10 protein-coding genes are annotated in these 10,404 nt (G+C 60.9%); 6 read left to right on the forward strand and 4 right to left on the reverse strand.

Going from position 1 to position 10,404, the window contains the following annotated elements:
- Positions 1 to 38 precede the first annotated feature (38 nt).
- Both ACTG36_RS16190 and ACTG36_RS16195 read right to left on the reverse strand, forming a co-directional pair.
- Positions 39 to 1,247 (reverse strand): sirohydrochlorin chelatase, encoded by a 1,209-nt coding sequence (locus ACTG36_RS16190; protein WP_375279281.1) that lies wholly within the window; start codon positions 1,245 to 1,247, stop codon positions 39 to 41.
- Positions 1,244 to 1,459: a DUF6732 family protein gene (locus ACTG36_RS16195; protein ID WP_375279282.1), complete on the reverse strand. Its 216-nt coding sequence runs from the start codon at positions 1,457 to 1,459 to the stop codon at positions 1,244 to 1,246. The genes ACTG36_RS16190 and ACTG36_RS16195 overlap by 4 nt, the downstream gene beginning before the upstream one ends.
- A gap of 298 nt (positions 1,460 to 1,757) precedes the next feature.
- On the opposite strand from ACTG36_RS16195, the gene ACTG36_RS16200 reads away from it, so the two are divergent.
- From ACTG36_RS16200 to ACTG36_RS16225, 6 genes are read left to right on the forward strand one after another with little or no spacing between them, the layout of a single operon-like run.
- Positions 1,758 to 2,747, forward strand: a complete 990-nt coding sequence (locus tag ACTG36_RS16200) for a glutathione S-transferase family protein (protein ID WP_439142950.1) — start codon at positions 1,758 to 1,760, stop codon at positions 2,745 to 2,747.
- A gap of 41 nt (positions 2,748 to 2,788) precedes the next feature.
- Positions 2,789 to 3,160 (forward strand): DUF1636 family protein, encoded by a 372-nt coding sequence (locus tag ACTG36_RS16205; protein ID WP_375279284.1) that lies wholly within the window; start codon positions 2,789 to 2,791, stop codon positions 3,158 to 3,160.
- Positions 3,153 to 4,148 (forward strand): aminotransferase class I/II-fold pyridoxal phosphate-dependent enzyme, encoded by a 996-nt coding sequence (locus tag ACTG36_RS16210; protein ID WP_375279285.1) that lies wholly within the window; start codon positions 3,153 to 3,155, stop codon positions 4,146 to 4,148. The genes ACTG36_RS16205 and ACTG36_RS16210 overlap by 8 nt, the downstream gene beginning before the upstream one ends.
- Positions 4,148 to 5,077: an adenosylcobinamide-phosphate synthase CbiB gene (gene cbiB / locus ACTG36_RS16215; RefSeq protein ID WP_375279673.1), complete on the forward strand. Its 930-nt coding sequence runs from the start codon at positions 4,148 to 4,150 to the stop codon at positions 5,075 to 5,077. The genes ACTG36_RS16210 and cbiB overlap by 1 nt, the downstream gene beginning before the upstream one ends.
- 3 nt (positions 5,078 to 5,080) lie before the next feature.
- Entirely contained in the window at positions 5,081 to 6,241 is a 1,161-nt protein-coding gene (locus tag ACTG36_RS16220; RefSeq protein WP_375279674.1) for a lytic murein transglycosylase, read from the forward strand.
- The gene (locus ACTG36_RS16225) at positions 6,208 to 7,131 is read left to right on the forward strand and encodes a glycosyltransferase family 2 protein (protein ID WP_375279286.1); all 924 of its coding nucleotides are present in this window, start codon (positions 6,208 to 6,210) and stop codon (positions 7,129 to 7,131) included. The genes ACTG36_RS16220 and ACTG36_RS16225 overlap by 34 nt, the downstream gene beginning before the upstream one ends.
- Here ACTG36_RS16225 and ACTG36_RS16230 read toward each other — a convergent pair.
- Together ACTG36_RS16230 and ACTG36_RS16235 are read right to left on the reverse strand one after the other, a co-directional pair.
- Positions 7,128 to 7,499 (reverse strand): hypothetical protein, encoded by a 372-nt coding sequence (locus ACTG36_RS16230; RefSeq protein ID WP_375279287.1) that lies wholly within the window; start codon positions 7,497 to 7,499, stop codon positions 7,128 to 7,130. The genes ACTG36_RS16225 and ACTG36_RS16230 overlap by 4 nt on opposite strands.
- Before the next feature lie 103 nt (positions 7,500 to 7,602).
- Positions 7,603 to 10,404, reverse strand: a 2,802-nt coding sequence (locus ACTG36_RS16235; protein ID WP_439142953.1) for a chromosome segregation SMC family protein, incomplete at its 5' end; no start/stop codon positions are given.

Raw genomic sequence — 10,404 nt, forward strand, 5'->3', positions numbered from 1 at the left:
GCCAAATTTCCGGAAATTTGGCACCGCTGCGGGAGGGGTCACGGTTTCGACCTTCGGGCCGATTCCGGGCCATGAGGGTGTTTGGCGTGGGGGTATTCGGCGTGGTGATGGTGGTGGTGATCGCCGTGGTCGTGATCATGGTGGTGATGGTGATGATGCGCATGCTGCGCCTCAAGCCGGCACATGCCGGTGCAGAACGTGTCGCACAGGCTGCAATCGGCGACGTTTGATCCCGGTGCGGAGGCACCTTGCCCTTCAACATGGTGATGGTGCGATTCCTGTATCGCGCCAACCTCGCCCTCAAACCCGACAACGGCAGTGCGGTATTTGCACAGCACGCAGGTGGGCGGCGGGGTGTCGTCAAAGGCGGGGTGATCGCGCTGGTCAGGGGTGATGTGTTTGTGCTCCCCATTCTCGAACGCCAGCACCTGTTCGCGGTAGCCGCAGATGCCGCAGTTAGGCGGCGGGTTTTTACCCGTCTGTTCAATGATCCGTTCCGCAAAGGTTTCCAGCACCTTTGGGTGGTCGCCCAGATAGCCTGCCTTGACGAATTGGATGTCAGGATTGGCGTCGGCCACACGGTCGGTGAAGCCGTAGATGCGGTCAATCAGAATGCCCGAGAACAGGAAATACGGGAAAACGACGATGCGTTTGTAGCCCAGTTTGGCAGCGTGTTGCAGGCAAGGTTCCACCAGTGGGAAAGTCACACCGGAATAGCCAACCTCGCACCAGCCAAAGCCGATGCCTTCGTGCAGCATCCGTGCGATCTTGGCGACGTTGCCATTGGCGTCAGGGTCAGACGCGCCGCGCCCGATCACCACAAGGCAGGTATCGTGGAGGGAGACCTCACCATGATCCGCATTCGCCTGCGCCACGGCATCCTGAATGCGACCGGCGGCGGCGGCGATCATTTTCGGGTCCACGCCCAATTCGCGGCCATAGCTGATCTGCAGGCCGTGTTTTGCGGCATAGGTGTTCAGCACCGTTGGAATATCGTTCTTGGAGTGCATGGCCGCAAAGAGCATACCTGGCACGGCCAGGATACGCTCACACCCTGCCTCACGCAGCTTATCGAGGCCGTCGCGGATCACGGGGTTCGCAAATTCAAGATAGCCGTATTCCGTCTGCCACTCTTTGGGCAGCAGCGCGGGCAGCTTATCGGCCAGCGTGGCAAATTCATCAACAGCGGATTGAGAGCGCGAGCCATGGCCGCAGATCATCACGCCGGTTTTGGGTGGGGTGGTCATGCGGGTGCGTCCTCTGTTTCTTCGTCTTCGGCGATGTCATCGGACTGTGCCTCATCGGCCTTTTTGCGGCCACCCAACAGGGCGATGGCCCCAGCCAGCGCGATGCCGCCCAAGGCGATCCAATGACCATGGCCTGCGACTTCGCCCAGATGGCCGATATGGGCCAAGGCGGGGGCTGGGCTAAGGATCAGGGCGGTGAGGATTATCCGCATGAGAGGTCTCCGTTGTCGGCACGCCAGAGGACCGCAGGTGCGGGTGGTTGACGATGTGCGCCCTTGGTCCCCGTTTTGGGTCAACCGGAAGCGCACCAACCGTTCTGGCCTGAAATAGGCGTCGTCTAGGCGCTGTTGTGCCTGACAGGCGGGAACGGGGCAAGAGCAGATGCGGCATGCAGACGTCGGGACGCGACGGCAAACCTGTGCGTTTGCGCACCTTATCTGCGCCCTCGCGGGCGTTTGCGTGCGCGCAACGGCGGGCTATCTATGTGCCAACACTCAGATGGAGGCCCCGATGGGACAACTCGTAGACGGCGAATGGCATGATGTTTGGTACGACACCAAATCAACCGGTGGCGCGTTCAAACGCGACAACGCCAAGTTTCGGACTTGGATCACGGCGGACGGATCCGCTGGACCGTCTGGTGAGGCCGGCTTCAAGGCCGAAAGCGACCGCTACCACCTGTACGTGTCTTATGCCTGCCCATGGGCGCACCGCGCCTTGGTGTTCCGTAAGCTGAAGGGGCTAGAGGATCACATCACGATTTCGGCCGTGCATCCTGATATGTTGTCCGACGGCTGGACGTTTGAAACCGATGACCACGGGGCCACGGGGGACACCCTGTATGGCCACGACTTTGTGCGCGATATCTATGTGCGCGCTAATCCGCAGGCCACGGGCCGCGTCACTGTGCCAATCTTGTGGGACAAAGAACGTGAAACGATTGTGAGCAACGAGAGCTCTGAAATCATTCGCATGTTCAATTCGGCCTTTGACGGGATCACCGGCAACACCGATGATTACTGGCCCGAGGAGATGCGCGACGACATCGAAGCGGTAAACGCGCGGGTCTATGATACGGTCAACAACGGCGTCTACAAATCCGGCTTTGCCACCACGCAAGCCGCCTATGACGCCGCCGTGCACCCGCTGTTTGACAGTCTTGATTGGTTGGAGGACCGCCTTGGTCAGGGCCGCTATCTGATGGGCGACCGCATGACGGAGGCCGACTGGCGGTTGTGGACGACGTTGATCCGATTTGACATGGTTTATCACCAACATTTCAAATGTAACCGCAAACGGATTTTGGATTACCCGAACCTGATGGGGTTCACACGGGAACTGTATCAGGTGCCTGGCGTCGCAGAGACGGTGAACATGCACCACATCGTGCGCCATTATCACTACAGCCACGAAAGCATTAACCCAAACCGCATCCTGCCGATCAATCCGGTGATTGATTTTGACGCCCCGCACGGACGCGGTGGGTTGAAGGCCGCCTGAGATTGGGGTTCAAGTTGGTGGGACCAAAGAAAGGGCCCGCCATGACGACCTGGATTACCATTTGCGACACCTGCAAACGCGAGGGCTGGGATGCGGCCTCTGGCCAGCCCACCGATGGGGAGGCTTTGGCCGCCTTAGTCGAGGCGGCCGCGACGACCGCGGACAATGTCCGCACCCGCCGCGTGTCCTGCACCATGGGGTGCGACCGTGCCTGCAACATCACGGTGCAGGCGGCAGGCAAGATCAACTACTCCTTGGGAACGTTTGAGGCCACGGCGGAGGACGCCGAAGCCATCGTTGAATACGCAGGTAAACACGCGGCATCTGAGACCGGTCAAGTGCCCTACCGCGAGTGGCCGCAAGGCGTGAAAGGCCATTTCGTGTCCCGCCATCAGCCGCTGCCGGATGCCTAAGGCACGCGATCACGGGGGCGGCTTGGACGTCGCGGTGGCCGCCTATGGCGGGGTCCGTGCGGATTGGCTGGACCTGAGCACGGGCATCAATCCTGTGCCCTACCCCGTGGGTGAGATTTCTGGGAATGCGTGGAGCGCATTGCCTGACAGCGGTGCGATGGATCGGCTTCTGGCGGCTGCGCGCAAATTTTGGAATGTCCCTGACGGGGCTGATATTTTGGCCGCCAACGGGGCATCGGCGATCATCGCAGCCATTCCTTATATTGGCGAAGGATCGGGCACGGTTCACATCGAAACGCCCACTTATAACGAACATGCAGCCGCATTCGACGCATCAGGGAATTGGTTTTGGGCCGAGAACGCTGCGAAGGCTGATACTCATGTCTATGTGCATCCCAATAATCCCGATGGTCGGATCTGGGATGCGCAAAATATGGGTGGGCGACGGCTGACTGTCATTGATGAGAGTTTTTGCGATGTAACCCCCACGCGCTCCCATATCGAACTGGCGGAGGACCAAGGGATTTTGGTCCTGAAGAGTTTCGGAAAATTCTGGGGTCTGGCGGGGCTTCGCCTTGGCTTTGCCATTGGGGCCGCCAAGACGTTGTCGCCTGTGGAAAGCCTCAAAGTGCCACTTCAAGAGGCCGTGGATATCGTGCGGCCAAGTTTGCCCGACCTGATCGGGCCTTGGGCTGTCCCCGGTCCCGCGCTTGAGATCGGGGCGCGGGCGTTGGAGGATGTGGCCTGGGCCGAGGCGACACGCGCAAGGCTGGCCGAGGATGCCAAGCGGTTGGATGAACTCGTCGGCTGGACACTGGTCGGCGGGACGGATCTGTTCCGCACCTACGAAGTCCCCGACGCTGCCGCGATGCAGGATAAGCTGGCACGCGGCCATGTCTGGAGCCGCATTTTCCCCTATTCAAAGACATGGATCAGGCTGGGATTGCCGGCGCCGGACCGTTGGGATCAGTTGAAGGCCGCCCTATGATCGCCGTCTTTTTTGCGATGATTTTGGATGCTTTGTTCGGCGAACCCAAATGGCTGTGGGACCGTGTTCCGCATCCCGCTGTGATGATCGGGCGGGCGATTTCGGCCCTTGATCGCAGATTCAATAACGACACGTTTGCGCGCGGGGTAATGGTTCTTGCGCTGCTGGTCTGGATCGCACTTTGTCTTGGCGCAGTGCTGATGATGTTGCCGTGGGTCTGGGCGGAAGTCATTATCGGCGCGGTCCTTTTGGCGCAAAAATCGCTGGTCCAGCATGTACAAGCTGTGGGCGATGCATTGCGGTTGTCGCTGGTTGATGGGCGGCACGCTGTCGCGATGATCGTGGGGCGCGATGTGCGGGACATGGACGGGCCGGCGGTTGCACGGGGCGCCATTGAAAGTGCTGCAGAGAACCTCAGCGATGGGGTAATTGCGCCTGTGTTCTGGTTCATGATCGCGGGCTTGCCGGGGCTTTTGGCCTATAAGGTGGTGAACACCGCAGACAGTATGATTGGCTACCGCACTGAACGCTATGCGCGTTTTGGCTGGGCCGCAGCGCGGCTTGATGATGTGCTCAACTGGGTGCCTGCGCGGCTGACGGCTGTGCTGATCTGGGCCGCAACGCGGCGTGGTCACTGGCGGCATATCGCGGCTGATGCGGCGCTGCACCGCTCACCCAATGCAGGCTGGCCTGAGGCCGCGATGGCACCCGGTTTGGGTGTCTCACTGTCCGGTCCGCGCAGCTATGATGGCCGGATGGAGGCATTCGCGTGGGTCCATCCCGCAGGGCGCAAAGACGCAGGGCCAGATGACATCGATCAGGCCGTGCGGATACTCTGGCAGGCATGGGCCTTGGCGCTAGCCTGTGTGCTGGTGATTGCGCTGCTTTCACCAGACGTTAGGGTAGACCAGACAATTTTCGGAGGCTGAATGATGCGGGTTTTGACAGTTTTGGCGATGTTGGCGGCGGGGCCGGTCGCGGCGCAGACCTGTGGTGGGTCTTGGTCCGCGTTCAAAGCGGGCCTTGTGGATGAGGCCGTGACGCTGGGACTTGAGCGTGATGTGGCGGAGCGGTTTTTGGCAAACGCCCAGCAGGATGCCGATGTGTTGCGCGCCGACCGCGCGCAGGGCGTGTTCCAACGCGATTTCGTTGATTTTTCGCGGCGGCTGATCTCAAACAACCGGATCGAAAATGCCCAGGCGCAGTCGCAGCGCCAAGACGCGATTTTTGACCGGATCGAGGCGGAGCTGGGCATCCCACGTGAGGTCCTTCTGGCCTTTTGGGCGTTTGAGACGGATTTCGGCGCGGTGCAGGGCAATTTCAACACCCGCAACGCGTTGGTGACTTTGGCCCATGACTGTCGCAGACCCGAATTGTTCCGCCCACAGATTTTCGCCGCGATGGAGCTGTTCGCCCGTGGCGATCTGAACCCCGACACAACCACGGGCGCATGGGCCGGTGAAATTGGAATGGTGCAGATGCTGCCCGGTGACATCATCGAAAACGGACGAGACGGGGATGGGGACGGGCAGGTGTCGCTGAAGACCTCCCCACCTGATGCGTTGCTGTCAGGGGCAAGCGTCCTGTCCTCTTTGGGATGGGTGCCAAACCAGCCGTGGCTGCAAGAGGTCGTGGTGCCCGATGCCATGGATTGGTCCCTGTCGGGCACCGAAACACGGCTGCCCGCGTCTGATTGGGCGGCGATGGGTGTTCAGGCGCGGGACGGCACATTGGCGCAGCTTCCGGCGTCGTTGATCCTGCCTATGGGGCGCAACGGCCCCGCGTTCCTCGCCTATCCGAATTTTGACGTCTACTTCGAATGGAACCAATCGTTCGTCTATGTCCTGACGGCTGCCTATTTTGCCACCCGGATCGGGGGCGCACAGGTCTATGATGCCGGCAATCCCGCACCGGGATTGAGCGGGGACCAAATCCAGCAGCTACAAGAAAAACTACAAGCGCGCGGCTATGACGTGGGCGGCGCCGACGGCATTTTGGGCGCCAAAACCCGTGCCGCCGTGCAGGCCGAACAGCAGCGGCTGGGCCTGCCTGCCGATGCATGGCCCACAGCATCTTTGCTGGCGCAACTGTGATGGACTGGGGTGTCTGCACGACCGTGAAGGCACCTCTGGCGCAGATTTTGGCGTTTGTGGCGTGGCACAAACATTTGGGCGCATCGCGGATCTGGGTGCATCTGGATGACGCGGACGACGTTTCAGCCGGTATCCTGAAGCAGATCGAAGGCGTCACGCCGGTGCTCTGCGATAAGGCTTATTGGGCGGTCCTGGGCCGCCGGCCCAAACGCCAAGAAGCGCGGCAGGCCTATAACGTGCAACGTGTCTATATGGCGGCTGAAGTGCCGGTGCTGGCGCATCTGGATGTGGATGAATTTTTATGGCCTGCCCGCCCTGTCAGCGAAATTCTGAACGATTGGACAGACGGAACACCGTTCCTACGGGCGCGTCCGGCCGAGGCACTGCATGACCCGACCTTGCCCGATGACATCTTCACCGCGCGCCAATTCAAATACCCCTTCCCCACGCCAATGCCCCTTGAAGACCGGATGGACGTCTTGGGCGACTACACAGCCCTTTTGATGAAAAACATGCTAAGCCATAAGGCCGGAAAATCCCTGTTCCGCACGGGGCTGGACGGGTTGATGCCCAAACTGCATGCGGCCAGTTGGGGGGACGATCCCGCGCCGATCAAACTGGCGCTGCATCCCGAGCTGACCGTGCTGCATTTTCACGCGCAAGACAAAGCGGCATGGCTGGCCGCCCTGCCCCACCGCACGACCGACGGGGCCTACCGTTTCAACGAAACCTTGGCGGCTTTCGCATCTGACGCAACCCCAGATGAGATTGCCGATTTTTACAACAGAACCCAATCTGCGACGCCCGAACTGGTCGCGAAACTGAAGGCCCACGATTTGTTGCTTGAGGCGGATTTGAACCTGAAAGACAAAGTCGCCGCCCTGTTCTAGGGCACCCGAATTTCACGGATCGGGTAACGGTCTCCATCGGCGGTCAACAAGGTCAACCGGTCGCCTGAGGTCACGAACATATCGCACCGTTCCATACCGGTTGCGAAGGTAATGCAGACAATATTGTCAGTGATGGTGTGACGGCCTTCCCAGATGCCCCCGCCGTTGGCTTTTGAATAGGTCCATGTGTAGGTGCCATCGGCGCTGTAGCGCGAAGTGCCGTCATCGAAATAGATCAAATCACGGTCAAGGATCAGCGCGGACAAGGCTGCGGTATCAGGCAAGCTGTCCGTCGCACGTGTCGCGTAGTCTTGCGCTGCCGCGGACGTCGCGAGGAGAAGCGCAATGGGAAAGATGAGGTGTTTCATACCCCTTATGCTATCAGCGAACCCGACAGTGTCGCGTCACAATGGCGTGGGGCGCGCAATGTCTTGAAAAGACATTGTGGACAAAATTTCGAGGAAATTTTGCTTACGCCACCAAGGTTTCAGCGGCTTTCAGATCGACGCTGACCAATTGGCTCACACCTTGTTCACCCATGGTCACACCGAACAGACGGTCCATGCGGGACATGGTCACGGCGTGGTGTGTGATGATCAGGAACCGCGTATCGGTCCGGCGGGTCATCTCATCCAACAGGTCGCAGAACCGCGTGACGTTGGCGTCATCCAGCGGCGCGTCGACCTCGTCCAGCACACAGATGGGCGCGGGATTGGCCAAGAACACCGCAAAGATCAACGCAAGTGCAGTCAGAGTCTGTTCGCCACCTGACAACAGGCTGAGCGTGCTAAGCTTTTTGCCAGGCGGTTGGCACATGATCTCCAGCCCGGCGTCCAGTGGGTCTTCGGATTCGACCATCACCAGCTTCGCTTCACCACCCCCGAAAAGGTGTTTGAACAAGGTCCCGAAGCTTTCGTTGACCTGTTCAAACGCGGTTAGAAGACGTTCGCGACCCTCTTTGTTCAGAGATGCGATGCCCGTGCGCAGGGCGCGAATCGCCTCCTCAAGATCGGTCTTTTCGCTGACAAGCAGATCGTGTTCTTCCTGCACCTCTTTGGCGTCTTCTTCAGCACGCAGGTTCACTGCGCCCAGCGCGTCGCGTTGACGTTTCAGACGGTTGACGTCGTTTTCGATCGCCTCAGACGCAGGCATTTTATCGGGGTCCAAATCCAACTGATCCAACAGCTTATCAGGGGTGGTTTCCTGCGCCTCCATGATGCGCGCGGCGGCAGCGTCCATAGTTTCACGGGCGGCGTCTGCACGGGCCTCGGACCGCGCGCGGGCCTCACGGGCCTCGGATGCCGTGCGTTCGGCGTCGCGTTCCGCCATGGTGGCGTCGCGCAGGGTGGTTTCTGCGGTGGCCAACGTGTCGGCGGCGGCGCGTCGGCGGGCCTCGGCCTCCTCGATGGCAGTGGCCAGTTCGTCGCGTTTGGCGGCGATTTCATCGGGCGCCGTCATCGCATCCTGAAGTTCCGCCTCGGACGTATCCTTACGTTCCGCCAGTTCGGATGACCGTTTGTTCGCGGTCTCGAGCCGGTGTTTCCAGCCGCTGACCTCTTTGGTGATTTCCTGCGCGCGCTTGGTGCGGGCCTCGCCTTCGCGGCGGACCTCATCATAGCCGGACCGTTTGGCCATCATTGTCATGCGCGCGGCTTCGACCGTCATTTTGACGTCTTCGACCTTGGCACGGGCGTCATCCAGGGGGGCGAGGGATTTTGCCGTGGCCTCAGCCTCGGTCAGGGCCTTGCGCGCAGTCATGGCCTCCTCTTCGTGGCGCGACACCGCAAGGCCAGAACTGTCGAGTTTGCTTTCCGACAGGTTGCGATCCGCCTCAGCGCGGCTGAGCGCGCGGTTGGCGTCTGCCACGGCAGCATCAGCGGCACGGCGGGCGGCACGGGCAGCTTTATCCGCCTGCGCCAGTTCGGCAAGCCGCGCGGTCAACATATCGTGCGCCTGCGCCATGCCATCCGCCTTGGCGACCGCATCATTGAGGTCTTTCTTAAGGCCCTCAAGACGGTTCAACTGTTGCAAACGCAAGGCCGCAGCTGAGGGCGCATCTTCGGCAGCGGCGCGGAACCCATCCCAGCGCCACAGATCACCATCCAACGACACAAGGCGCTGACCGGGGGCGAGGTCTTTTTGCAAGCGCGGCCCATCGGCGGCATCCACCAGCCCCACCTGCCCCATACGGCGCACCAGCACCTCAGGCACGGAGACGTAATTGGTCAGCGATTTGACGCCCGCAGGCAAGGCTTGTGGCTGGGTATAGCCCGGCAGCGCGACCCAGCCGGACCCCATGTCGTCCGTTACAGCGGGCGCCTTTAGGTCATCGGACAAAGCAGCACCCAGTGCCTTTTCATAGCCCCCTTGGACCCGCAACTGATCAAGGATCTGGCTGCCTTCGGCACTGTCGCGGTCTACCAGCTTGGCCAAGGCGGCCGTTTCCGCACGCAGGGCATTCGCCTCACCCTCAGCCTCTGATCGCAAGGCGCGGGCGTCGGCCTCACGGCTTTGGGTGTCGGCGCGGGCGGCTTCGGCTTCGGCCAGTACAGCCTCCGCCTTTTCAGCCGTGGCACGGGCCGTGGCTTCGTCCGCTTGGGCGCGTTCAAAATCCTGGGCCGCACGTTCCAGCGCGGTCTGCGCTTCAGCGCGAGCTGCCAAGGCACGTTGGGCGTCGGCCTCATTTTTCTCAAGCGTTTTACGGTAATCGTCGATCAATCTTTGGGCCGATTGGTGACGGGCGGCAAGGCGGGCCACGTCCTCGGTCATCTGGCTGAGGTCTGCCTCGCGATCCGCCAAAATCTGCGCCCCATCGGTTGAGGCCACACGGGCCTCTTCCAAACGCTCCGCGTGCCCCTCATGGGCCTTGGCGATTTCGGTGGATTCCCACTCAAGCCGTTCAATCGTTTCGCCGGCGTCCTTGTTCAGACCCGCCTCACGTTCGATGTCGCGAGCAAGCTGTTCAATGCGATTGGTCAGGGTTTCGATGGTCTGTTTGGCGCGGGCTTCTTGATCGGTGAGCGTATCACGCTGAACGCCGAGGCGTTGAAGAACGGCAGCGGCAATCGCCTCCTCCTCGCGCAAGGGCGGTAGGGCATCTTCAGCGGCTTGACGGGCCTTGCCCGATTGACGCGCAGCAGTTTCGGCAGAGGCAGCGGCGGTCGTGCGTTCACGCAACTGATCGGCGGCGGCAGCGCGCGCCTCATCCGCCTCTTTCCAACGACGGTAAAGCAACAGCCCTTCGGCCTGCCGCAACTCATCCCCGATGGCACG

The sequence above is a fragment of the Pseudooctadecabacter sp. genome, from assembly GCF_965657175.1.
Lineage (GTDB): Bacteria > Pseudomonadota > Alphaproteobacteria > Rhodobacterales > Rhodobacteraceae > Octadecabacter.

What these genes read in the sequence shown, in the direction of transcription:
- ACTG36_RS16205 (WP_375279284.1), top strand. Translation starts at nt 2,789, where the DNA reads ATGACGACCTGGATTACCATTTGCGACACCTGCAAACGCGAGGGCTGG.
- ACTG36_RS16210 (WP_375279285.1), top strand. Translation starts at nt 3,153, where the DNA reads ATGCCTAAGGCACGCGATCACGGGGGCGGCTTGGACGTCGCGGTGGCC.
- ACTG36_RS16230 (WP_375279287.1), bottom strand. Translation starts at nt 7,499, where the DNA reads ATGAAACACCTCATCTTTCCCATTGCGCTTCTCCTCGCGACGTCCGCG.
- ACTG36_RS16195 (WP_375279282.1), bottom strand. Translation starts at nt 1,459, where the DNA reads ATGCGGATAATCCTCACCGCCCTGATCCTTAGCCCAGCCCCCGCCTTG.
- ACTG36_RS16200 (WP_439142950.1), top strand. Translation starts at nt 1,758, where the DNA reads ATGGGACAACTCGTAGACGGCGAATGGCATGATGTTTGGTACGACACC.
- ACTG36_RS16225 (WP_375279286.1), top strand. Translation starts at nt 6,208, where the DNA reads ATGGCCCACAGCATCTTTGCTGGCGCAACTGTGATGGACTGGGGTGTC.
- ACTG36_RS16190 (WP_375279281.1), bottom strand. Translation starts at nt 1,247, where the DNA reads ATGACCACCCCACCCAAAACCGGCGTGATGATCTGCGGCCATGGCTCG.
- ACTG36_RS16220 (WP_375279674.1), top strand. Translation starts at nt 5,081, where the DNA reads ATGCGGGTTTTGACAGTTTTGGCGATGTTGGCGGCGGGGCCGGTCGCG.